The 21,621-nt window shown below is 70.4% G+C and carries 22 protein-coding genes; 16 read left to right on the top strand and 6 right to left on the bottom strand.

Translation table 11 applies throughout. From position 1 onward, the window contains the following. Positions 1-41: 41 nt before the first annotated feature. On the top strand, positions 42-650 hold the full coding sequence (locus ACIA5G_RS00965; protein WP_395920177.1) for a TetR/AcrR family transcriptional regulator: 609 nt from the start codon (positions 42-44) through the stop codon (positions 648-650). After that, on the top strand, positions 647-1,132 hold the full coding sequence (locus tag ACIA5G_RS00970; protein WP_395920178.1) for a nuclear transport factor 2 family protein: 486 nt from the start codon (positions 647-649) through the stop codon (positions 1,130-1,132). The genes ACIA5G_RS00965 and ACIA5G_RS00970 overlap by 4 nt, the downstream gene beginning before the upstream one ends. Positions 1,133-1,152: 20 nt before the next feature. On the opposite strand, the gene ACIA5G_RS00975 is transcribed toward ACIA5G_RS00970, so the two are convergent. Both ACIA5G_RS00975 and ACIA5G_RS00980 read right to left on the bottom strand, forming a co-directional pair. After that, positions 1,153-2,010, bottom strand: coding sequence for a helix-turn-helix domain-containing protein (locus ACIA5G_RS00975; RefSeq protein WP_395920179.1), 858 nt, complete (start codon positions 2,008-2,010; stop codon positions 1,153-1,155). 9 nt (positions 2,011-2,019) lie between these two features. Further along, the gene (locus tag ACIA5G_RS00980) at positions 2,020-5,139 is read right to left on the bottom strand and encodes a BTAD domain-containing putative transcriptional regulator (RefSeq protein WP_395920180.1); all 3,120 of its coding nucleotides are present in this window, start codon (positions 5,137-5,139) and stop codon (positions 2,020-2,022) included. 127 nt (positions 5,140-5,266) lie between these two features. On the opposite strand from ACIA5G_RS00980, the gene ACIA5G_RS00985 reads away from it, so the two are divergent. The 4 genes from ACIA5G_RS00985 to ACIA5G_RS01000 are packed head-to-tail and all read left to right on the top strand — an operon-like array spanning position 5,267 to position 9,195. Further along, entirely contained in the window at positions 5,267-6,400 is a 1,134-nt protein-coding gene (locus tag ACIA5G_RS00985; protein WP_395920181.1) for a DegT/DnrJ/EryC1/StrS family aminotransferase, read from the top strand. A 23-nt stretch (positions 6,401-6,423) separates the two neighbouring features. Beyond that, positions 6,424-7,353, top strand: coding sequence for an NAD-dependent epimerase/dehydratase family protein (locus ACIA5G_RS00990; RefSeq protein ID WP_395920182.1), 930 nt, complete (start codon positions 6,424-6,426; stop codon positions 7,351-7,353). Positions 7,354-7,385: 32 nt separating this feature from the next. After that, positions 7,386-8,582: a glycosyltransferase family 4 protein gene (locus tag ACIA5G_RS00995; RefSeq protein ID WP_395920183.1), complete on the top strand. Its 1,197-nt coding sequence runs from the start codon at positions 7,386-7,388 to the stop codon at positions 8,580-8,582. Further along, positions 8,569-9,195 carry an acyltransferase gene (locus ACIA5G_RS01000; protein ID WP_395920184.1) on the top strand — a complete coding sequence of 209 codons (627 nt, stop codon included), beginning with the start codon at positions 8,569-8,571 and terminating at the stop codon, positions 9,193-9,195. The genes ACIA5G_RS00995 and ACIA5G_RS01000 overlap by 14 nt, the downstream gene beginning before the upstream one ends. Before the next feature lies 1 nt (position 9,196). Here the strand turns inward: ACIA5G_RS01000 and ACIA5G_RS01005 are convergent, their stop codons facing one another. Together ACIA5G_RS01005 and ACIA5G_RS01010 are read right to left on the bottom strand one after the other, a co-directional pair. Then, positions 9,197-9,784: a hypothetical protein gene (locus ACIA5G_RS01005; RefSeq protein ID WP_395920185.1), complete on the bottom strand. Its 588-nt coding sequence runs from the start codon at positions 9,782-9,784 to the stop codon at positions 9,197-9,199. Positions 9,785-9,838: 54 nt separating this feature from the next. Further along, a complete protein-coding gene (locus tag ACIA5G_RS01010) occupies positions 9,839-10,438 on the bottom strand; it encodes a hypothetical protein (RefSeq protein WP_395920186.1) in 600 nt (199 codons plus the stop codon). 117 nt (positions 10,439-10,555) lie between these two features. Here ACIA5G_RS01010 and ACIA5G_RS01015 point away from each other — a divergent pair, with 117 nt between their 5' ends. The 4 genes from ACIA5G_RS01015 (at position 10,556) to ACIA5G_RS01030 (ending at position 14,003) form a co-directional block, all read left to right on the top strand. Further along, entirely contained in the window at positions 10,556-11,065 is a 510-nt protein-coding gene (locus tag ACIA5G_RS01015; protein WP_395921837.1) for a SigE family RNA polymerase sigma factor, read from the top strand. Next, a complete protein-coding gene (locus ACIA5G_RS01020) occupies positions 11,062-11,778 on the top strand; it encodes a hypothetical protein (RefSeq protein ID WP_395920187.1) in 717 nt (238 codons plus the stop codon). The genes ACIA5G_RS01015 and ACIA5G_RS01020 overlap by 4 nt, the downstream gene beginning before the upstream one ends. Before the next feature lie 55 nt (positions 11,779-11,833). Then, positions 11,834-13,225, top strand: coding sequence for a M20/M25/M40 family metallo-hydrolase (locus tag ACIA5G_RS01025; protein WP_395920188.1), 1,392 nt, complete (start codon positions 11,834-11,836; stop codon positions 13,223-13,225). Between the two features lie 574 nt (positions 13,226-13,799). Further along, entirely contained in the window at positions 13,800-14,003 is a 204-nt protein-coding gene (locus ACIA5G_RS01030) for a hypothetical protein (protein ID WP_395920189.1), read from the top strand. Here the strand turns inward: ACIA5G_RS01030 and ACIA5G_RS01035 are convergent. Both ACIA5G_RS01035 and ACIA5G_RS01040 read right to left on the bottom strand, forming a co-directional pair. Then, the gene (locus ACIA5G_RS01035) at positions 13,984-14,940 is read right to left on the bottom strand and encodes a Gfo/Idh/MocA family protein (protein WP_395920190.1); all 957 of its coding nucleotides are present in this window, start codon (positions 14,938-14,940) and stop codon (positions 13,984-13,986) included. The genes ACIA5G_RS01030 and ACIA5G_RS01035 overlap by 20 nt on opposite strands. Beyond that, positions 14,937-16,043: a DegT/DnrJ/EryC1/StrS family aminotransferase gene (locus ACIA5G_RS01040; RefSeq protein ID WP_395920191.1), complete on the bottom strand. Its 1,107-nt coding sequence runs from the start codon at positions 16,041-16,043 to the stop codon at positions 14,937-14,939. Before ACIA5G_RS01040 ends, ACIA5G_RS01035 begins: the two co-directional genes overlap by 4 nt. 149 nt (positions 16,044-16,192) lie before the next feature. Here ACIA5G_RS01040 and ACIA5G_RS01045 point away from each other — a divergent pair, with 149 nt between their 5' ends. From ACIA5G_RS01045 to ACIA5G_RS01070, 6 genes are read left to right on the top strand one after another with little or no spacing between them, the layout of a single operon-like run. Continuing rightward, positions 16,193-16,912, top strand: a complete 720-nt coding sequence (locus ACIA5G_RS01045; protein WP_395920192.1) for a UDP-N-acetylglucosamine acyltransferase — start codon at positions 16,193-16,195, stop codon at positions 16,910-16,912. A gap of 10 nt (positions 16,913-16,922) precedes the next feature. Further along, positions 16,923-17,168: an acyl carrier protein gene (locus ACIA5G_RS01050; RefSeq protein WP_326945597.1), complete on the top strand. Its 246-nt coding sequence runs from the start codon at positions 16,923-16,925 to the stop codon at positions 17,166-17,168. After that, positions 17,161-17,892, top strand: a complete 732-nt coding sequence (locus ACIA5G_RS01055; RefSeq protein ID WP_395920193.1) for an SDR family NAD(P)-dependent oxidoreductase — start codon at positions 17,161-17,163, stop codon at positions 17,890-17,892. Before ACIA5G_RS01050 ends, ACIA5G_RS01055 begins: the two co-directional genes overlap by 8 nt. Further along, positions 17,889-19,283: an AMP-binding protein gene (locus ACIA5G_RS01060; RefSeq protein ID WP_395920194.1), complete on the top strand. Its 1,395-nt coding sequence runs from the start codon at positions 17,889-17,891 to the stop codon at positions 19,281-19,283. The genes ACIA5G_RS01055 and ACIA5G_RS01060 overlap by 4 nt, the downstream gene beginning before the upstream one ends. Beyond that, a complete protein-coding gene (locus ACIA5G_RS01065) occupies positions 19,280-20,332 on the top strand; it encodes an acyl-protein synthetase (RefSeq protein WP_395920195.1) in 1,053 nt (350 codons plus the stop codon). Before ACIA5G_RS01060 ends, ACIA5G_RS01065 begins: the two co-directional genes overlap by 4 nt. Next, positions 20,329-21,570, top strand: a complete 1,242-nt coding sequence (locus ACIA5G_RS01070) for an acyl-CoA reductase (protein WP_395920196.1) — start codon at positions 20,329-20,331, stop codon at positions 21,568-21,570. Before ACIA5G_RS01065 ends, ACIA5G_RS01070 begins: the two co-directional genes overlap by 4 nt. The last annotated feature ends 51 nt before the right edge of the window (positions 21,571-21,621 follow it).

The raw sequence follows: 21,621 nt of genomic DNA on the forward strand, positions 1-21,621 counted from the left end.
CCTGGCGTTACCTAACAGTCGTCAGGTACAGTACCTAACCGATGTCAGGTAAGCGATTGACGCGGGAAGCCCGGCGCGAGCGAATCCTCGCCGCCGCCGGCTCGGTGTTCGCGTCAGCGGGTTACGACGCGGCGGGCATGCGCGAGGTCGCCGCGGCGGCCGGCATCAGCACGCCGGTGCTCTACGACCACTTCCCGGCGAAAGCGGAGCTGTACGCGGCACTGCTGGAGTCCGAAGTGGACGACCTGCTGGCCGGCTGGGGCGCACTCCCGCCGTCGGACGACCCGGAGGTCCTGCTGCGCAGCAGGGTGTCGGCGATCTTCGCGTGGATCGAATCCCACGAGCGCGGCTGGCGGATGATCTTCGCCGAAACGCCGTCGGACCCGGCGGTCGCCTCGGTGCACCGCGCCGGCCAGGAGCGCGCGACGGCCAACCTGGCCGCGTTGTTCCACGGCGTGCCGCTCGACCTCACGGCCCGCATTCCGCGCCCGCTGGCCGAGGAAGTGCTGGCGGAGGCGTCCAAGAGCGCGCTGAACGCGGTGGCGACGTGGTGGTGGCGCCACCGCGAGGTGCCGCGCGGCGAGGTCGTGGCGCTGACGGTGGATTTGCTGTGGCGCGGACTGGGAACGCTGACCAAGGGGGACCGATGAGCACGGAAATCTATCGCCGAGCGGCCGAAGCGGGCGACGCCGACCTGGCGCTGACGGCGTTCGCGCCGGACGCGGTGCTGCACTCGCCGCTGACTTCGCGGGTGCGCTTCACCGGGCATGAGGAATTGAGGGCGCTGATCGAGGTGGCGTACACGCACCTGTCGGAGATCCACTTCCACACGGACGTCGGCGACGCGCGGACTCGGGTGATGGTTTACACGGCCCGGATCGGCGGTGAGCCGATCGAAGAGGCAACGGTGGTGAAGCTGAACGCCGCCGGCCTGATCTCGGAGGCAACGCTGTTCGTGCGGACGCTGCCGGGCCTGGTGGCGCTGATGGACCGCTTCGGCCCGGACATCGCGCGGAGGAACGGTCGCCCCCTGGCGGCGCGGGTGCTGAGCGTGCTGGCGAAGCCGCTGCTGGCGATGGTGCGGTCGGGGGATCGGCACGCGGTCCCGCTGGTCAGCGGCCGAGCTGGGTGAGGAACGCCCGCCGTCGGCTTTCAGCTCCAGTCCTCGCCGCGATCGACCTCTTCCGCCAGCCCGATGAGGAAGCTCGAGGACTCTGCCGGGCTCATCGCGACCGCTTGGATGCCCTTGACAGCCGCGCGGTATTTCCGCACATCGTGGTCATCGGGCACGAATGCGCCGGAACTCAAGTGTTCGAAGTAGACCACCGCGCTCTTGTCCGGGAACGAGTACACGATGAAAGGCCCGGGGATTCCCGGATGCCACCCGCAGCGCGCCGGGACCACCCGGACCGTGATCGTGCGGAACTCGGAGATCTCCGCGAGGAAGCGCAGCTGCTCCGCCATGACGGCCGGAGTGCCGAGACGTTCGCGAAGGGCCGCTTCGCCGATCAGAGCCTCGAACGGAGTCGGCTCACTCCCGACGATGATGCGGCGCCGCTCCAGCCGCACCATCACCTTCTGATCGACTTCGTGCTCGGACGATGACCAGGAGCCGAAGAGCGCGCGGGCGTACGCGGGTGTCTGGAGCAGGCCGGGAATGCCCATTGCCGACCACTCGACGATCGAGCCGGCCGCTTTCTCGCACTCGATCACCGCCGCGAGCTGCATCCCGGGTGTGCCGTACGTGATCCAGCCCGGCTCCGAGGCCCCTTTCGCGAGGGTCAGGATCTGCTGCTTCCGATGACCGACCACGCCGAGCGCGCCCAAGATGGCTGTCACGTCCTCCAGCCGTGGGGTGCGGTGGCCGTACTCCCATTGGCTGAGCAGCTGGGGAAGGACCCCGATCCGGCGGGCGAGCTCTCGCACGCCCGAGCCGGTCTCCTTGCGTACCTCGCGGATCGATGCGGCCAGGGTCCGCGATCGCGGGGTGACCGTGTTCGTCCTCGGCATGCACGCAATTTACGTGTCCGAACTCGCGGACACCTCTCCCTCGATCGAGTGCTCCAGCGCCTTCTGCGCACTCATCCCCAACCCGGCCTCATAAGCCCGCGAGAACCCACCGGCCCCCAGCGACTCGACGACCCGGCCCCGCACCGACGTCACATCCGGATCCCCGCTGATCGCGATCCCCCGAACCCCCGCCGCCGCGCCCAACAACACCGCCGCCTGCTCCGGCGACTCCGCCGCCCCGGCGAGACCCTCCAACGCGAACGCCACCAAGTCGCCCGCGTGCCACTGATGCCCGGTCAGCAACGCCGTCCGATGCAGCTGAACCGCCTCGGCCACCCGGCCCTCGTCCAAAGCCAGCCAGCCCAACGAGATCATCGCCGCCGCGCGGGCCGTCTCGGCTGCGAACGAGCCGCCCGGGCACTCCGCCAGGGCCCGCTCGCACAACGCGCGGGAAGCGGCCAAGTCACCTTCGTACCGGGCCAGGTTCGCCAGCCCGATGTACGCCGCCGCGCGGGACTCCGGCATCCCCGTGCGGCGGGCCGTTGACACCGCCAGCTCGTAGTCGACACGAGCGCCGTCGCGGTCGCCCGACAACAGGCGTGCCCAGGCTCGGCGGCTGATGAGGTCCGCGGCGTCGTCCGTCGCGCCGATCTCGTGCATCAGGCCGAGCGCTTCGTCCATCAGCGGCAGCGCCGCCTCGTGCTCACCCCGCCACGTCAGCAGCTGTGACAAATGATCAAGCGCCATCGACAGGCCCCACCGCTCACCGAGCGCGCGGAACTGCGTCGCGCCCTCGCGCAGGCCCTCTTCGGCGCCGGTCAGGTCGCCGTTCATCATCGCCTGCAGGCCCATGCCCGTCGGCAGGAGCGCCCAGCTCCACGCGTCGCCCTGGGCCAGCAGGCCCTCGCCGCGGCCGGCCAGCTCCGCGTCGTCGCCGGGCGGGCCGACGACCACCCCCAGGAGCATCACCAGCATCGGGTTGCGGGGTGACCAGTCGCCGTCCGCCGCGTACCGCCGGACGAGCGGCAGGTACTGCTCCAGCGACTCGTGCGCCGACCCCGACATCGCCCCGAGCACACACACGAGGAACTCCTCGACGTACTCCTCGCGCACCTCCGGCGGGCACCGGGAGACCACGGCCAGCGACAGCCCGGCGCCCTCGAACCGCCGCCCGCGCATCCACCAGTACATCGCCAGCAACGGCACCAGCCGCAGCGCGAGCGCCACGTCGTGCTCGGTCGCCCAGCGCAGGGCCGCCAGGAGGTTGTCGTACTCGGCGTCGATCCGGTCCAGCCACTCCAGCTGCGACGCGGTCCGCAGCATCGGGTCGGCTTCTTCGGCGAAGCGCAGGAAGTACTCGGCGTGCGCGCGGTGGAACTGCTCGGTCTCGCCCGCTTCGGCGAGCTTTTCCGCGCCGAACGCGCGGATCGTCTCCAGCATCCGGAACCGGCCGCCGACCGCTTCGACCAGCGACTTGTCCGCCAGCTCGAGCACCAGGTCCGCGTCCGCGCCGCAGACTTCGGCCGCCGCGGCGAGTGTCGCGCCGCCCGGGAACACCGTCAGGCGCCGGGCGAGTTCGTGTTCCTCCTCGCCGAGCAGGTCCCAGCTCCACTCGACAACGCCGCGCAGCGAGCGGTGCCGCGCCTCGGCCGTCCGGCTGCCGCGGCCCAGCAGCCGGAACCGGTCGTCGAGGCGGGTCGCGATCTCGCCGATGGCCAGCGCCCGGACGCGCGCCGCGGCCAGCTCCAGAGCCAGCGGCAGGCCGTCGAGGGCCGCGCAGATGTGCTGGACGTCGCCGATGGTCGACTCGTCGACGGTGAACGCGGGGTCACTCGCGGCCGCGCGGTCGGCGAACAGCCGGACCGCCGGATACGTCAACGCCTCGGCGGCCGGCGTCCCCGGCGGCGGGACGGCCAGCCGTGGGATCGGCGCCAGCTGCTCACCCGTGATGCCGAGCGGTTCGCGGCTGGTGGCCAGCACCCGCAGCCCCGGGCAGGCGGCGAGCAGCCGCGCGGCCAGCCGGGCCGCGACGTCGACGACGTGCTCGCAGTTGTCGAGCACCAGCAGCGTCGTGCGGTCGCTCAGCGCCGCGACCAGCCGTTCGACGGGGTCCTGTGCGGTACCGCGCCGCAGTGACACGTCCCGGAGGCCCAGCGCCCCCAGCACCGCGCGGGCGACGTCGGCACCGTCCTGCGGCGCGAGCTCGACAAACGCGACCGGTCCGGCTTCGGCCGCGGCGACCTCGACGGCCAGCCGCGTCTTGCCGGTGCCGCCCGGCCCGGTCAGCGTCACCAGCCGGCTGCGCGCGAGCAGCTCAGCGACCTGCCGCAGCTCGTCCGCCCGGCCGACGAAGCTGGTCAGCTGCGCGGGCAGGGCCGAGATCACCGGCTTCTCGGTTTCGCCGCGAAGCACGGCGAGGTGCGCTTCGGCGAGTTCCGGGCCCGGGTCGGCGCCGAGCTCGTCGGCCAGCGTGCGGCGGGCGTCTTCGAACGCGGCCAGCGCGTCGGCGGAGCGGCCCACCGCGGCCAGCGCCCGGACCAGCTGTGCGCGCGGCCGTTCCCGCAGCGGCTGTGCGGCGACGGTCTCGCGCAGCCCGGCGAGAACGTCTTCGGCCTGGCCCAGCGCCAGCCGGGCCTCGACGTGGTCGTCCGCCGCGTCGGCTCGCAGCTCGTCGAGCCGGGTGGCCTGGGCGGCCGCGAACGGCGCGTCGGCCAGGTCGCTGAACGCCGGTCCGCGCCACAACGCCAGCGCTTCGCCCAAGATGGACGCCGCCCGCGTGTGCTCCCCGTTCTTCAGCAGCGCACGGCCTTCGCGGATGAGACGTTCGAAGGCGTGAACGTCCACTTCGTCCGGCTCGACAACGAGCCGGTACCCCGCCGCGGTGAACTCGACCGGCGCCAGTTCCTTCAGCGCCGTCCGCAATCGGGACACTTGGGACTGGAGGGCGTTCGCCGCGCCGTCCGGCGGGTGTTCGCCGTACATCCCGTCGATCAGCCGTTCGGCCGGGACGAACCGGCCGGCCTCGAGGGCGAGCAGCGCGAGCAGCGTCCGCGAGCGCGGGCCGCCCACCGCCACCTGCGTGCCGTCCGGGCCCCACGCGGTGACGGCCCCCAGCACCCCGAATCGCATGTGGCCAGCGTAGGACGTCTTCTGACCTGCGGTGGGCGTCACACGAAAGAGGGGTTCGGCGTGGGCCTGTGAATCAGCTGAGCGTGCGTATATACACTTCGCCGGGTCCCCACGCAATGGGAGAGGTATGTCGTTCGACAGCATTGCCCTAGGTCAGCCGACGGTGGGCGAAGAAGAGCTCGCCGCGGTCGCCGAGGTCTTCCGGTCCGGCTGGCTGGCGGGCGCCGGCCCGGCGTGCCGTCGTTTCGAAGAGCGGTTCGCCCAGGTCACCGGCACCGCCCACGCGTTGACGACCGCGAACTGCGGCTCGGCGCTCTTCCTGGGCCTCAAGGTCCTCGGGGTCGAGCCCGGCGACGAGGTGATCGTCGGTGACTACACGTTCCCGGCCACCGGCCACGCCGTGGTGCAGGCCGGCGCGACCCCGGTGTTCGCCGACATCCGGCCGGACGTCTTCAGCGCCGACCCGGCCCACGTCGAAACGCTGATCACCCCGCGGACCGTCGGCATCCTCGCCGTCGACGTCGCGGGCCAGCCGGGTGACTTCGACGAGTACCGCGCGATCGCCGACAAGCACGGCCTCTGGCTGTTCGAGGACGCCGCGTGCGCCGCGGGCGCGACGTACAAGACGCGCCCGGCCGGCAGCCTCGCCGACCTCGCCGCGTTCTCCTTCCACGGCCGCAAGGGCATCACCGCCGGGGAGGGCGGCGCGCTCGTCTCCGACCGCGAGGACCTCATCGCGCACGCCCGCAAGCTGCACACCTACGGCATCGAGCCGGCGATCAGCCGCGAAGGCTCGAACACGCTGCCGATCCCGGAGTTCCACGAGCTCGGCTACAACTTCCGCATGTCGGACGTGCAGGCCGCGATCATGAACGTCCAGCTCGACCGCCTGCCGGATCTCCTCGCCGCCCGCCGATCCGTCGCGAAGCGCTACCACGAGGCCTTCGAGGACGTCGGCGCGCTGACCGTCCCGGTCGAACTGTCCGATCGCGAACACCCGTGGCAGGCCTACCTGCTCACGGTCGCGCCGGAGGTCAGCCGCGACACCCTCGCCCTGCGCATCCGCGAGCAGGGTGTCCAGTGCAACTTCGGCACCTACGCCTCGCACCTCCAGCCGATCTACGGGCCCCAGACCCCGCTGCCCGTCTCCGCCGACGCGTTCGCGCGTCAGCTCGCGGTCCCCATGCACGCCAACCTGACGGACGCCGAAGTGGCGCGCGTCGGCGAGGTCGTGCGCGAAGCCGTGCAGTCCCTGTCTTGAACCCGCCGACCGAGGAGAAATTGGTGTCCGACAAGAAGGTGCTCTTCACCGGGGCGGGTGGGTTCATCGCCGCGCACGTGATCCCGCTGCTCATCGAGGGCGGCTACACCGTGCGCATCTTCGACAACATGACCCGCGGTGACCGCGCGCGGGTGAACGAGTTCGTCGCCACCGGCAAGGTCGAGCTCGTCGAGAAGGACGTCCGCTACGGCGGCGCGGTGCGCGAGGCCATGCGCGGCTGCACGCACGTCATCCACTTCGCCACGGTCTCGATCAACAAGTCGATCGCCGACCCGCACGAGTCGTTCGACATCAACATGACCGGCAACCACAACGTGTTCGCCGCGGCCGCCGACGAAGGTGTCGAGCGCCTGGTGTTCGCGTCGACCGCGTCGGTCTACGGCGAGCCCAAGCGCCTGCCGATGCACGAGGACGACGAGCTCAAGCCGCTCACGCCGTACTGCATCTCGAAGCGCGCGGGCGAGGACATGCTCGGCTTCTACGAGCGCCAGAAGGGCCTGTCCTGGAACGCGTTGCGGTTCTTCAACGTGTACGGCCCGGGCCAGAAGATCGAGGCGTACTACACCTCGGTGATCAACCACTTCATCCAGCGCCTGCGCGCCGGCCAGCCACCGATCATCGACGGCCGCGGTGACCAGTCGATGGACTTCGTGCACGTCACGGACCTGGCGCGGGCCGTCGTCGCGGCGCTGGAGTCGGAGCAGGCGAACCTGCCGATCAACATCGGCACCGGCATCGACACGTCGATCGCCGCGCTGGCGAAGATCCTCATCGAGGCCGTCGGCGTCGACGTCGAGCCGCTGTTCAACGAGCGTGACGTGCTGGTCTCGCGGCGCGCCGCCGACATCACCCGCGCCCGCGACGTGCTCGGCTGGGAGCCGCGGATCACGGTCGAAGAGGGCATGCGGCAGCTGGTCGAGGAATCCGAGTGAATGCCACCGCGGGGCCGGCCCAAGGACGTGCGATGCGCATCGCGGTGGTGAACAACTTCTTCCCGCCCCGGGTGGGCGGGAGCGCGCACATGTCGGCGTCGCTGGCGGCGCAGTTCGTCGAAGCCGGGCACGAGGTGCTGGCGATCACGGCCGCGTACGCCGACGCCCCCGCCGAGGAGGAGCGCGACGGTTACCGCGTCGTGCGCCTCCCGGCGACGAAGATGCCGCAGGTCGGGCTGTCGATCGACTTCGACATGAGCTTCGCGTCGCTGCGGCCGGGCAACTGGCGGCGGCTGTGGAAGCTGCTGAACGAGTTCAAGCCGGACGCGATCCACCTGCACGGCCAGTTCTTCGACCTGTCGTGGCTGGCCGGGATCTACGCGCGGCGCCGGAACATCCCGGTGCTGCTGACCATCCACACGCTCCTGATCAGCGACAACAAGCTGTACGGCGGCGTGTTCCGGCTGCTCGACGCGGTCCTGGTGCGGCCGATCCTCAGCTACATCAAGCCGCGCTACGTCATCCTCGACAAGCTGGGCGTCGACTACTGCGTCGACCGCTACGGCACGAGTGACGCGAATTCGGAGTACTTCCCGATCGCGGTCGACACCGGCCACTTCGCGAAGCCGGTGACGAAGGACGTCCGCGCGGAGCACGAAATCGGTGACGCGCCGCTGATCGTCTCGCTCGGGCACGTCATCCCGCTGCGGAACCGGCTGCCGCTCATCGAGGCCCTGCCGTCCATTTTGGACAAGCACCCCGGCGTGCGGGTGGTCGTCGTCGGCCGCGTCTACCACGACGCGTTCCTGAAGCGTGCTGCTGAGCTGGGCGTTTCGGACGCGCTGGTCGTCACCGGCGCGGTGCCGAAGGAAGACGTCCCGGCGTACTTCGCGGCCGCGGACATCGTCACGCACGACCTCAACGGCGGCTGCGGCACGGCGTCGCTCGAGGCGATGCTCTCGGGCACGGCGACGATCGCGTCGGTCACCGAGGACAACTACCCCGGCATCGAGCTGCGCAACGGCGAAAACGTGCTGCTGGTCCGCCCGGACGACTCGGAAGCCGTGGCGCGCACGGTGGTCGAGCTGCTCGACGACCCGGACCGGCGCGCGCAGATCGCGCAGCGCGAAAGCGAGATGGTGCGGGCGAACTTCGGCCTCGACGTGGTCGCCGAGGAGCACCTGCGGACCTTCGAGAAGCTGGTGTCGGACGCCCATGTTCTTCGATGACGAGCGCAGCCACAAGCTGCGCCCGCAGATCCTGACCGAGCTCGTCTCGCAGTACATGAACGACGCCGAGCGGGCGCAGTTCTACGGGCTGCCCTCGACGTGCCGCGTGCGCGAGCGCGTCAAGATCATCAGCCCGGAAAACCTCAAGATGGGCGACCACTGCTGGATCGGCGAAGGCGCGGCGCTCGACGCGAGCGGCGGCCTGGAGATCGGCGAGCACACCAGCATCGGGCTGAACACGCTGATCTTCACGCACTCGAGCTGGCTCGCGAACATGACGCTGCAGAACCATTCGGGCAGCGACCTGATCGAGCGCAAGCCGGTCAAGATCGGCAAAGGCTGCTTTATCGGCGGCCTGGTGGTCATCATGGCCGGCGTGACGATCGGTGACTTCGCCACGGTGCAGCCGAACTCGGTGGTGGCCAAGGACGTCCCGCCGCGGACGCTGGTGGCGGGTAATCCGGCTCGGGTTTTCCAGCGGTACGACGAGGAGTACATCCAGTCCGAAGTGGACCGGGTGCAGGCGGAGAACGCCCGCCGCCGCGCCCTGGCCGAGGAACGCGGCGGCGACGCTTCCGGCTGGGGTGCGCCGTCCGGGGACTTCTCGGAGTAGCTCAGAGCCGGTCGCCGAGCAGCTTCGCCAGGGATTCGCAGACGTCGGCGCGGCTGCGGCCCATCTCGATCTCGGCCACCCGCAGCTGGCCGTGGGCGTGCTTGGCGACGAACACCAGCGAACTGGCGCCCGAGCCGTAGCAGTAGCTCGCGGTCTCACCGGCGCCCGGCACCGGCTTTGCCGGGTCGTCGCACTCCGACTGCAGCTGCTTCACCATCGAGCTCGCCGACTTGCTGCCCGCCACCGCCAGGACGTACAGCTCGCCGAACGCGTAGGAGCAGCGGAACGCCTTGCCGGGGCCGATCGGCTCGGGCGGCATCTCACTGGGCTCCCGCACGTTCCACGCGGTGCCCAGCACCTGCGCGAACTCGGCGTTCCCGAGGAACGGGCACGCCCCGGTCACCTTCGCCGGCGAGACGGCCGGTGCAAAAGCAGGCGGTGCGGTGGTGGCCGGCTTCGGCTTGCTCACCGAAGTGGATGACGGCGGCGCCGACGTGATCGCCGGCGCCGCCGTCGTGGAGCCGCCCGAACACGCTGTGACGCAGGTCAGCAGGCATGCGGCGGCGAAGATTCCCCCTGGGATGCGCACCGGAAGTAATCTAGCGCTCGGTAACTGAACGCAGGATATCGGTTACGCAACGTTTCAGCCGTGTCCCACTCCGGTGTCACCCGTTGGAAGCTCGGCGCCCGCCGCGTCGAAGGCCTTCAGGCCCTCCGGCTCCGCGACACCCGAATCGAACCAGAACACCACGACGTTCGGGTCCACGCTCCACTGCGCCTGGTGCGCAACCCCGGACTGCGCCGTGATCTTCGCGGCCGGGCCGTAGTAGTACCCGAAGCTCGGCACGTCCTGGCCGTCGGCGTTCAGGCCGCCGGTCACCGCGTGAAAACCGGCCGCCCTGTCGGACCCGTTCGTCTCGTTCGCGATGACGAGGTCCTTCAGGCCGCCGGCGTCCCGCGTCCCGGCCATGATGCCGAACGTCGTCTGCGGAAGGCGCGGCTCCTGCACCTTCACGCCGTAGAACACCAGGTCGCCGAGGCCCGACGGGATGACGTCGCCCAGCACCTCGTGGTCGGGCGCGGCGACCCGGGTCGGCGGCGGCGAAACCGGCGCTGCGGCAACCGGCGCCGCCGCCACCGCGACCGGCGCGGTCTCGGCGTTCGCCACGGTCAGGACGCCGGACACCACCAGCGCACCGCACGCGGCGGTCACCGCACCGGCGATGACGAGGCGTTTCTTCATGGTTCCTCCCTCAGTCGCAAGATCGTCCGGAGGGAACTACGGGCGTACGCTCGGAAAGGTTGAGAGCAACCTTTCCGCGGCCCGGCCGTCGCTGGGGGAGAAGGAAACGGGGTGGGCATGGCGCGCGGTGACGACGAGTTCGCGGAGTTCGTCCGCGCGTCGTCGGCTCGGCTCACCCACGCCGCCTACCTGCTCACCGGTGACCGCCACCAGGCCGAGGACGCCGCCCAGACCGCCTTCACCCGCACGTACGCGGCGTGGTCGCGCGTCCGGCACAAGGACGCCTACGGGTACGCCCGCACCGTCCTGATGAACCACGTCATCGACGGCTGGCGGCGCCCGATCCGCGAGTACGCCACCGAGGCGATGCCCGAGCAGCAGGACCGCCTCGACGTCGACAAGGCCGTCACCCAGCGCGCGTGGCTCACCGCGGTGCTCAAGACGCTGACCGCCCGCGAACGCGCCGTCGTGGTGCTCCGCCACTTCTTCGACCTGCCGGAAGCCGACGTGGCCCGTGAACTCGGCGTTTCGCTGGGTACCGTGAAGAGCACGAACTCGCGGGCGCTGGCCAAGCTGCGGATCGAAGCGGGCACCGAAGACACGCTGATCGGAGGGAGCGGGCGATGAACGACCTCGACGACTTCCGTGCCGCGCTCCGCCGGCCGCCGGGTGAGCCCTTCGCCGAGCCGGACCTGGCCAAGATCATGGCCGACGGCACCCGCATCCGACGCCGGCGCCGCGTGCTGCAGAGCACCGCCGGGGTCGCCGCCGCGGCCGTTGTCGTGCTGGTGGTCGTGTTCGCCGTCCAGCTGCGGCAGCCCGCGCCGGCGCCGGTCGCGCAGCCGCCGTCGATCTCGGTCACTACACCGCCGACGACCACCACCGGGTCGCCACAGTCGGTGCCGCTCGGCGACGTCGTCGGCACCGGCATCCAGACCGGTGCCGGCGAGATCGTCCTCTTCGCGCGGGCCGTCGACGAGCCGCGGCTGCTCCCGGACATCCACTTCGGCCTGGTGGCCGGGTTCCGCTCCGGGACGTCGTTGCAGGGTGCGCTGGCGACGAACGAGGTCCGCGGCTCCGACCGGTCGTTCGGCTTCCACGCCACCGACGGCGGCGAGCTCGTCAACGACCAGGTCATCCCGGTCTTCGGCTACTTCGCCGGGCCGGTCGCGCGCATCACGACGACGGTGAAGGGCAAGACCGTCGAGGCGAACCTCGCGAAGTGGACCGAAGACCCGAACGTGGTCTTCTTCTGGTTCGACCGCACCGAGGTCCCCGACTCCGGCGCGCTGACCCCGCTGGTCGCCTACGACGCGAACGGCAAACGGCTCACCAAGTAGCCGGGCGTCCGGTCGGCGGTACACGCCGGTGGGGCGCGGGCGTAAGACGTGAACGGTGACCTCTCGACGAGCGTTCCTCACCGCCACCGCCGCTCTCGGCGTGGCCTCCGCGGCGGGTGTCCCGGCGGGCGCCGCCGAACTCGGTGACCGCGGCCCCGGCGGCCCGGTCCGGCCGCAGCCGCCCGGCCCGGAGCTGCGGGCGTTGCTGCGGCAGGTCGACGAACGCCGGATCGAGGCCACCGTCCGGCGGCTGGCCGCGTTCGGCACCCGGCACACGCTCTCGTCGCAGGACGACCCGGTGCGTGGCATCGGCGCGGCCCGCGACTGGCTCTTCGCGCAGTTCCAGCAGGTCGCGGCCGCTTCCGGGGGCCGGATGAGCGTTGAGCTGCAGTCCTACGTCCAGCCGCCCGCCGACCGGATCCCGGTGCCGACGAAGATCACCAACGTCGTCGCGACGCTGCGCGGGTCCACCGATCCCGGCCGCGTGTACGTCGTTTCGGGGCACTACGACTCGCGCTGCTCCGACGTCATGGACTTCACCAGCGACGCGCCGGGGGCGGACGACGACGCCTCGGGTGTCGCGGTTTCCCTGGAGCTGGCGCGAGTGCTGTCGACCCGGCAACCGGCCGCCACGATCGTCTTCGCGGCCGTCGCGGGCGAAGAACAGGGCCTCTACGGCTCGCGGTACATGGCGCAGCAGTTCAAGGCGGCCGGCACCGACGTCCAGGCGATGTTCACCGACGACATCGTCGGCTCCAGCCGCGCCGACGACGGCACGCGGGACCCGTCGACGATCCGCCTGTTCGCCGAGGGTGTCCCGACCGCGGAGACACCGGCGGAGGCGAACCTGCGCCGCAGCATCGGCGGGGAGAACGACTCGCCGCCGCGGCAGCTCGCGCGGTTCGTGAAGTCGGTGGCGGAGAACGATGCGACCGGCATGACGGTCCGCGTGATCTACCGCCGTGACCGCTACCTGCGCGGCGGTGACCACATCGGGTTCCTCGAGCAGGGTTACCCCGCGGCGCGGTTCACCGAGCCGGCCGAGGACTTCGCGCACCAGCACCAGAACGTCCGCGTGGAGAACGGCGTCCAGATCGGGGACCTGCCGCAGTTCTGCGACTTCCCGTTCATCACCCGCGTCGCGCGCGTGAACGGCGCGGCGCTGTGGTCACTGGCGACGGCGCCGGGCACCCCGAAGGGCGTGAAGATCCGCACGGCGGCGCTGACGAACGACTCGGAGCTGCTGTGGGACGCGACGCCGGGCGCGTCGAGTTACGAGGTCGTCTGGCGCGAGACGACGGCCCCGGACTGGACCCACACCATCAACGTCGGCCCGGCGCTGACGGCGAAGATCGACCTGTCGAAGGACAACGTCTTCTTCGCCGTCCGCGCGGTGGGCCCGGACGGCCGCCGAAGCCCGGCGGCCTTCCCGGTGCCGGTCAGCTAGCGGGTCCGCCACTGCTCGGCATGCTGTGCCGATGGCGGCGCGTGTGAGCAGCAGCGGGGCTCACCTCGCGTATGCGGGGTTCCTGGCACTGATCGCGCCGAGCGGCTGGCTGCTGCTTTTCGCGGTGGGCACGGGAACTACGCCGTTGAAGAGGACGGCGAAGTCGCCGCGGTGGTCTTCGGAGTCTCTAGCGTTGATCCTATGGACGCCACGCCGTATGAATGGACACCACACGGATTGCCCTGCTACCGGTCACAGGCCGCTCCAGCCTTCCTGTGCACGGAGGCCAACTACGCTTGCGCAGCCCGAGAAGTGGCCGCCGACCCACCCCGAAGCCGGATTGTGACAACGGCCGGCAGCACCGCGTCAAGGCGGGAAAGCGTGCCTTGACCCGGCACTACCGGCCGCGTGCTGGCTTCGTATCGGGGTGGCGGGGGGGGGCTGGGTGTGCCGCTGGTCATGCCATTTGCCTGCCATTCAGGCCGGTCAATCAAGGTTCAACAGCGGGTGCCGCGAGACAGCTCTGCCCGCAGGGCCTGCCGGTGCTGGAGACGCTGCACTCGCAGCCGGCGGGTTGGTCAACCGCGGGTACTTCCGCGACTTCACCGTCGCCGCGACGGCGATCGACGACTTAGTGCAGGTCTCCAGCGGCGTCCGGGTCGTCACCGACAGCGGCTCACGCCGGCCGGCCGCCGGGGCCGGGTTCGGGGACTACCCCGGGGAAACCCGGCGCCGGCTGGTGGCGTGGCACACGACCGTCAGGCGGCGGCCTGCGTGAGGACCTGCTCGACGACGTGGTGCGAAGGCAGGATCAGATCCCGCTCGGTCTCGGCGTCGATCTTGCCTTCCAGCAGGTCGCAGAAGCGGTCCAGCTGGGTGGCCAGCGGCTCGCGCGCCGTGACGAGCTCCGGGATCTCGATCACCGTTTGCTGCCGGTAGCCGAGGCCGTCCGGGGTGACGGAGTCGTGCGAGATGTGCCGGTAGATCGTGACGTCGCGGCGCAGCAGGTCGATCTCGATCAGGCGGTCCAGTTCGGACACGACCAGCGAGCGGACCTTCTTCTGCCCCAGGCGGGACGCCGAAACCGTGGCCAGGCCGGTCGGGAACGACAGCACCGTCTCGATGGTGTCCTCGGCGCCCTCGACCGACTGCGGGTGGAAGTAGCCCGCGCCGGACGTCACGCGGGCCGGCGTCGCGCCGCCGAAGAACTGGATCGCCAGGTCGACGTCGTGCACCAGCAGGTCCCACGCGACGCCGGTCTTGATGCGCGGCGCGTACGGGCCGTGGCGGCGGGCCATCAGGTGGATCGGCTCCTGGACCAGCGCCCGCGCGGTCATCACGGCGGGGTTGTAGCGCTCGAGCAGCCCGCACATCAGCGGCACGTCCTGCTTCTTCGACAGCGCGACGATCTCCTGCGACCGCTCGAAGCTGTTGCACACCGGCTTTTCCACCAGCATCGGCTTGCCCTGGCCGAGGATCTCCTGGGCCAGGTCGTAGTGCACCTCGGTGGCCGAGGCCAGCACGACGGCGTCCACATCGGACAGTGAGCCGATCTCCGGCGTCCACTTCGTCTCGTACCGTTCGGCGACGGCCTTGCCCGCCGCTTCGCGCGGATCGATCACGCGGACCAGGTCGACCCGCTCGTTGGCGGCGAGCACACGGGCGTGGAGGGAACCCATGTTCCCGGTCCCGACAAGAGCGATCCGATGCGTCATGCGCCCAGTACCTCGCGAACGGTTTCGATGATGGTGTCCAGGTCGGACTCGGTCAGGTGCGGGTGCACCGGCAGCGAAACGGCCTGCTCCGAAACGGCCTTCGCGACCGGGAAGTCCTCGACGCGCGCACCCGGGATCAGGTCGTGACCGGAGTAGCAGTCGTAGTCGAAGACGATCTTGGGGTAGTAGATGCCGTTGCCGATGCCGCGCTCGGTGAGCGCCGCCGCCAGCTCGTCGCGCGAGAGGAACGCGTGCGGCCCGACCAGCACGGTGTACTGGTGCCAGACGTGCTCGCGGCCCGGCAGGACCTTCGGCACCTCGAGACCCGGCGTGCCCGCGAGGCCCTCCGAGAGCCGCTTCGCGTTGGCCTGGCGGGCGGCGGTCAGCTGGTCGAGCTTCGCCAGCTGCGGGATGCCGACGGCCGCGTGCAGGTCGGTCATCCGGTAGTTGTGCCCGGCGACCTCGTACTGGTAGCGGGCGCGCATGCCCTGGTTGCGCAGCACGCGCAGCTTGTCGGCCAGCGCGTCGTCGTCCGTCGTGATGACGCCGCCCTCGGCGGTGGTGATGTTCTTCGTCGCGTACAGCGAGAAGCAGCCGATGCCGAACGAGCCGGCCTGCTTGCCCTCGAACGACGCGCCGACGGCCTGCGCGGAGTCCTCGATCACCTTGAGCCCGTGCTCGGCCGCGAGGGGCGCGAGCTTGCCCATGTCCGCGGTCTGGCCGTAGAGGTGCACCGGCATGAGCACCTTGGTGCGATCGGTCACCGCCGCGGCGACGGCGTCCGGGTCGATCGCGAAGTCGTCGCGCCGGATGTCGGCGAAGCGGACGGTCGCGCCGGCTTCGAGGATCGCGTTCAGCGTCGCGACGAAGGTGAACGGCGACGTCACGACCTCGTCGCCCGGCTTCAGGTCGAGGACCTGGAGCGCGGCGACCAGTGCGGTGGTCCCGTTGTTGACCGCGATCGCGTGCTTCGTCCCGGAGACCGCCGCAAAGGCGTCTTCGAAGCGCTTGACCATCGGTCCCTGTGCGATGGCGCCGGAACGCAGGACCTCGACGACGAGGTCCTCCGCGTCGCGGACGTCGACCACGGTGATGGGGATCATGGGCAGTCTCTCTCGGCAGGCGATTTCGGCGCGTCCGGTACAGTGAGCCGCCGGTTCTGCGCCCGGCCGCCCTGCATGAACGCGGGCCACACGTTACCGGGCGCGGTAGCACGCCCAGTACCCAGCCGCCGACGAACGGATACCCGCCCGTGGCCAACCGCATCCACCCGACCGCCGTCCTCGGTGAAGGCGTCGAAATCGGCGAGGACAACGTGATCGGCCCGTTCGCCGTCGTCGTGGGCCCGACGCGGATCGGCGACGGCAACTGGATCGGCCCGCACGTGACGATCGGCACGCCCGGCGAGGACCGCGGCCGGCCCCACCCGGCGGCCTGGGAAGACGCTCCGGCCGGTGACGCGGATCACGACGGCCACGGGGTCGTCATCGGCAGCCGCAACCGGATCCGCGAGTACGTGAGTGTCCACCAAGGGACCTGGCGGACGACGACGGTCGGCAGCGACGGTTACTTCCTCCGCAACTCCCACATCGCGCACGACTGCCTGGTCGGCGACGGCGTGACGATCGCCTCCAACGCCGTCACCGGCGGCCACTGCCACATCTGGGACGGCGCCAACCTGGGCATGGGCGCGATCCTGCACCAGAAGGTCGTGATCGGGCCGGGCGCGATGATCGGGATGGGCTCGGCGGTGCGGCGCGAGATCGGCGCGTTCACCATCGCCGTCGGCAACCCGGCGCGCGTCACCGGCATCAACGTCGTGGGCCTGTCCCGCCGCGGCCTCGACGAGGAGACCATCGAGGCGCTCGGGCCGTGGCTGAAGGGGAAGGCGGGGCTCCCGGACAACACGCTGCCCGCGGAACTCTCTACCTTGGTAAAGGCGTGGGACGCCCGCCCGCGCGAAGAGCACTAGGAGCTGTCTGATGTCGGAAGTCGCCCCCAAGCTGCGTGAGGTCTTCGTCGAGGCGTTGGACCTCGACGGCGACGTGGACGTCGAGAACCTGAAGTACCGCGACCTCGAGGCGTGGGACTCGGTCGGCCACATGGCGCTGGTCGCGGCCATCGAGGACGAGTTCGACGTCGAGTTCGACACCGACCAGGTGATCGACATGTCGAGCTTCAAGGTCGCCGTGGACATGGTGACCGAGCTGCAGTCGAAGAATGACTGATCTGGCAGGTCGCGTCGCGCTCGTCACCGGCGGGACGCGGGGGATCGGCCTGGCCACCGTGCGCGCGCTCGCCGAGGCGGGCGCGACGGTGGTGCTCACCGGCCGCGACGAGGCTCGCGCCAAGGAAGCCGCTTCGGCGGCTGGTGCCGCGGCCGGGCTCGCGCTGGACGTCACCGACGCGAAGGCGGTGTCTTCGCTGGTCAGGGGCGTCGCGAAGGAGCACGGCAAGCTCGACATCGTGGTCGCCAACGCCGGGATCATGGAGGACGCGCTCCTCGGGATGATCCGCGAGGAGCTCGTCGACACCACGCTGAGCACGAACGTCGCCGGCACGCTGCACACCGTCCAGGCCGCGGCCCGGGCGATGATGCGCAAGAAGACCGGCTCGATCGTGGTGCTCGCGTCGATCGTCGGCGAACACGGAAGTGCTGGTCAGACGGTGTACGCGGCGTCGAAGGCGGCAGTGGCGAACATCGCACGCTCGGCCGCGAAGGAACTCGGCCGGTCCGGCATCCGGGTCAACGCGGTCGCGCCCGGCGTCATCGAGACCGACCTGACCGCGGGCCTGAGCGAGGACGCGAAGGCGGAGAACACCGGCAAGACGCCGCTCGGCCGGCTCGGCCGGGCGGAAGACGTGGCGAACGCGATCCGGTTCCTGGTGAGTGATGAAGCGTCCTTCATCACCGGCCAGGTGCTGGGCGTCGACGGAGGCTTGGTGCTGTGACGCTGTTGGGTGCGGGAGCCCGGCTGGTCGATGTGGCCGGGGGCCGCACGCTGGCGGGCGCGGAACTGTCGGCCGAGGTCGGCCGCCGGATGGAAGAGCTGGCGTCGCTGCCGACCGGCGTGGTGTTCGCGCGGATGTCGGTGGACCTGCCGAGCGTGCTGACCTACCTCGGCGCGTTCGAATCCGGCCGGGCGATCGCGCTGATCGACCCCGCGCTGGACGCCGACGTGCTGGCCGGACTCGTCGAACGCTTCCGACCGGCGGCCGTGCTGTCCGCTTCGGGCGACGCGCCTGCCGGGTACACGACCCGGGGCGACGACTGGATCCGCGACTCCGCCGAAGGTGTCCCGCCGCACCCCGACCTGGCCGTGCTGCTCCCGACCAGCGGATCCACCGGCAATCCCAAGCTCGTCCGGCTCTCGCGCCAGGCGATCCTCGCCAACGCCGACGCCATCGCGCAGGTGCTGCACATCACCTCCGACGAGGTCGCGCCCACCTGCCTGCCGCTGCACTACAGCTACGGCCTGTCGGTGCTGAACTCGCACCTGGTGCGCGACGCGACCGTCGTCATCGAGCCGTCCGGCGTGCTCGGCCGCGGCTTCTGGGACGCCGTGAACACCTACGGCGTCACGTCCCTCTCGGGCGTCCCGTACCACTACGAAATGCTGCGGCGGCTCAAGTTCGACCCCGCGAAGTACCCGACGCTGCGCACGCTGACGCAGGCCGGCGGGAAGCTGCGCGACGACCTGATCGCCGAGTTCAACAACAAGATGCTGGCCGTCGGCGGCCGGATGTACGTCATGTACGGCCAGACCGAGGCCGCGCCGCGGATGACGACGGTGCCCGCCGAGCGGCTGGCCGAAAAGCTCGGTTCCGCCGGGCCGGCGCTGCCAGGAGGCAAGTTCGCCGTCCGCCGGGACGACGGGTCGGAGACCACACACCCGAAAATTGTCGGTGAGGTCGTCTACCGTGGGCCCAATGTGATGCTGGGTTACGCGGACGACGAGTCCGGCCTGGCCAAGGGTGACGAATACGGCGGCGTGCTGGCCACCGGTGACCTCGGGTACCTCGACGAAGAGGGGTTCCTGTTCATCACCGGCCGGCTCAAGCGCATCGGCAAGGTCTTCGGCAACCGCGTCAGCCTCGACGACCTCGAGCAGGCGGCCCGCACGGCGGCGGTCGGCATCGACGTCGTGGCGGCGGTGCCCGCCGGCGACAAGGTCGTGCTGTTCGCGGAGGGTGTTGACAAAGCCATCTGCAAGGACGCGTCGAGGGCGCTGGCCGAGCGGCTGCACCTGCACGCCAGCGGGTTCGACGTGCGCCCGATCGACACCGTGCCGCTGCTGGCCAGCGGCAAGATCGACTACCGGTCATTGGAGGCGAAGGTATGAGCGTGTTCACTCGGTCGCAGGCCGACCGGGAGGCGTTGCTGCTGCCTGAGCTCGCCGCCCTCACTGCACACCATCGGGCGAACTCCGAAGGCTACGAGCGGATCCTGTCGTCGCTCGGAATCGCGCCGGACGCGTCCTTTGCCACGATCGCCGACCTGCCGTGGCTGCCGGTGCGGATGTTCAAGACACACGACCTGAAGTCCGTGCCGGACAGCGAGGTGTTCAAGACCCTCACCTCCTCCGGCACCACCGGCGCCGGCGCGTCGCGGATCTACCTGGACAAGGAGGCGGCGGGCGCGCAGACCAAGCAGCTCGGCGCGACCCTGCAGGAGGTTCTCGGCGGTGAGCGGCTGCCGATGCTGATGGTCGACACCATCGGCATCATCAAGAACCGCCGCTCGTTCTCCGCGCGCGGCGCGGGTGTGCTGGGCATGGCGAACTTCGGTCGTAAGCACACGTACGTGCTCGACGAGAACGACCAGCCGGACGTCGAGGCCGTCAAGAAGTTCCTGGCCGAGTACGGCGACAAGCCGTTCCTGATCTTCGGCTTCACGTTCATGGTCTGGCAGTATCTCTACGAGGTCGCGCGGGACAACGGGCTCGACCTCTCGAACGGCATCCTCATCCACTCCGGTGGCTGGAAGAAGCTGATCGACCGCGCGGTGGACAACACCGAGTTCCGGCGGCGCTTCAAGGAGGACACCGGGCTCACCCGGATCCACAACTACTACGGGATGATCGAGCAGATCGGCACCGTGTTCCTCGAGGGCCCGTCCGGGAACTCGCTGTACTGCCCGGACTTCGCCGACGTCGTGATCCGCAACCCGGAGACGTGGGAAGAGCAGCCGGTCGGCGAGCCGGGCGTGATCGAGGTCGTCTCGACGCTGCCGCGGTCCTACCCCGGCCACGTGCTGCTCACCGAAGATCTCGGCGTGTACAACGGGATCGACGACGGTGACTGGCCCGGCAAGCACTTCTCCGTGCTCGGACGGCTGCCGAAGGCCGAGGCCCGCGGCTGCTCGGACACCTTCTCGGGAGCGGCGGCGTGACCACTCTGACCCAGCGTTTCCCCGCTTCTTCCGGGATCGAGGCCGGCGACCTGGTCGACGAGCTGCGCGCCGAGCCGCCCGGCGGCCGGTTGCGCGTCGGCGACCCGCGGGTTGTCGAGTTCGTCACGAAGTTCGCGCGCAAACTGCTGGCCCCGGCCACCGCGCGCCGGTTCCCGGAGCTGGCGTCCCTCGGCTTCTTCCTGCGCAAGGGTGAGATCGCCAAGGCATTGTCCACTTTGGACACCAGTGGTGGCGCGCTGCGGTTCCCGCGCGGGCTGGTGTTCCACGTGCCGCCGGCCAACGTCGACACGATCTTCGTCTACTCGTGGGCGCTGTCCGCGCTGGCGGGCAACCACAACGTCGTCCGGGTGTCGTCGCGCTCGGCCGGTGCCGCCGAGGCGGTGCTGGAAGCGCTGAACGCTGCACTGTCCGAAGTGGACCCCGATACGGCAGCGGCCATCACCGCCACCCAGCGCATGGTCACCTACGACCGCAGCGACGAGGTGAGCGGCGCCCTGTCGCTCGCCGCCGACCTGCGTGTCATCTGGGGCGGCGACGGCTCGGTCGCGGCCCTGCGCAAGTACCCGCTCGCGCCGCACGCGCGTGACCTGACGTTCCCGGATCGCTCGTCGTTCGCCGTCGCCTCGGTGGCGGGCTGGCAGCGAGCGTCCGAAGCGGAGCGCCGCGCGGCCGCCGAGGGCTTCTACAACGACTCGTACTGGTTCGATCAGGCCGCCTGCTCGTCCCCCCGCGCGGTGTTCTGGGTCGGCGACGAGTCCGGCGCGCAGGCCGCGGGGAGCGAGTTCCGCACCCTGCTGGCCGAAGTGCTGAAGACGAAACAGCACGTCACCGAGCCGGCGATGGCGGTCCAGAAGCGCGTCTCGGCGTACGGCGCGGCGGTCGACGGGCTGGTCAAGGAGATCGCGTTCGACGGCAACGGCCTGGCCACTCTGGAGCTGACTGATCCGGCGATCATGCCGCGCGAGTGGCTCGGCGCCGGCACCTTCGCCAACGCCCACGTGTCCTCTTTGTCCGATCTGGTGCCGATCGTCCTCCGGAAGGACCAGACGGTCGGCCAGTTCGGCTTCAGTGCCGACGAGCTGACGGCGTTCGCGTACGAACTGGCCGGTCGCGGAGTCGACCGGATCGTGCCGTTCGGGAGCGCCCTGACGTTCTCCGCGGTGTGGGACGGTTACGATCTGCTGTCCGAGTTCAGCCGCCTGGTCACCGTGCAATGAGGCTTATTCAGCCGTCGGCCGCCGCATGACTTCTGCGGTGATCAGCACCAT

Source organism: Amycolatopsis sp. NPDC051758, from assembly GCF_044453095.1.
Lineage (GTDB): Bacteria > Actinomycetota > Actinomycetes > Mycobacteriales > Pseudonocardiaceae > Amycolatopsis.

Excerpts from the sequence above, each read along its gene's own strand:
- ACIA5G_RS01040 (WP_395920191.1), bottom strand. The coding sequence starts at position 16,043 with ATGATCCCCATCACCGTGGTCGACGTCCGCGACGCGGAGGACCTCGTC.
- ACIA5G_RS01065 (WP_395920195.1), top strand. The coding sequence starts at position 19,280 with ATGAGCGTGTTCACTCGGTCGCAGGCCGACCGGGAGGCGTTGCTGCTG.
- ACIA5G_RS00995 (WP_395920183.1), top strand. The coding sequence starts at position 7,386 with ATGCGCATCGCGGTGGTGAACAACTTCTTCCCGCCCCGGGTGGGCGGG.
- ACIA5G_RS01050 (WP_326945597.1), top strand. The coding sequence starts at position 16,923 with ATGTCGGAAGTCGCCCCCAAGCTGCGTGAGGTCTTCGTCGAGGCGTTG.
- ACIA5G_RS01000 (WP_395920184.1), top strand. The coding sequence starts at position 8,569 with ATGTTCTTCGATGACGAGCGCAGCCACAAGCTGCGCCCGCAGATCCTG.
- ACIA5G_RS00975 (WP_395920179.1), bottom strand. The coding sequence starts at position 2,010 with ATGCCGAGGACGAACACGGTCACCCCGCGATCGCGGACCCTGGCCGCA.
- ACIA5G_RS01010 (WP_395920186.1), bottom strand. The coding sequence starts at position 10,438 with ATGAAGAAACGCCTCGTCATCGCCGGTGCGGTGACCGCCGCGTGCGGT.
- ACIA5G_RS00985 (WP_395920181.1), top strand. The coding sequence starts at position 5,267 with ATGTCGTTCGACAGCATTGCCCTAGGTCAGCCGACGGTGGGCGAAGAA.
- ACIA5G_RS01035 (WP_395920190.1), bottom strand. The coding sequence starts at position 14,940 with ATGACGCATCGGATCGCTCTTGTCGGGACCGGGAACATGGGTTCCCTC.
- ACIA5G_RS01055 (WP_395920193.1), top strand. The coding sequence starts at position 17,161 with ATGACTGATCTGGCAGGTCGCGTCGCGCTCGTCACCGGCGGGACGCGG.
- ACIA5G_RS00970 (WP_395920178.1), top strand. The coding sequence starts at position 647 with ATGAGCACGGAAATCTATCGCCGAGCGGCCGAAGCGGGCGACGCCGAC.
- ACIA5G_RS00980 (WP_395920180.1), bottom strand. The coding sequence starts at position 5,139 with ATGCGATTCGGGGTGCTGGGGGCCGTCACCGCGTGGGGCCCGGACGGC.
- ACIA5G_RS00965 (WP_395920177.1), top strand. The coding sequence starts at position 42 with ATGTCAGGTAAGCGATTGACGCGGGAAGCCCGGCGCGAGCGAATCCTC.
- ACIA5G_RS01020 (WP_395920187.1), top strand. The coding sequence starts at position 11,062 with ATGAACGACCTCGACGACTTCCGTGCCGCGCTCCGCCGGCCGCCGGGT.
- ACIA5G_RS01015 (WP_395921837.1), top strand. The coding sequence starts at position 10,556 with ATGGCGCGCGGTGACGACGAGTTCGCGGAGTTCGTCCGCGCGTCGTCG.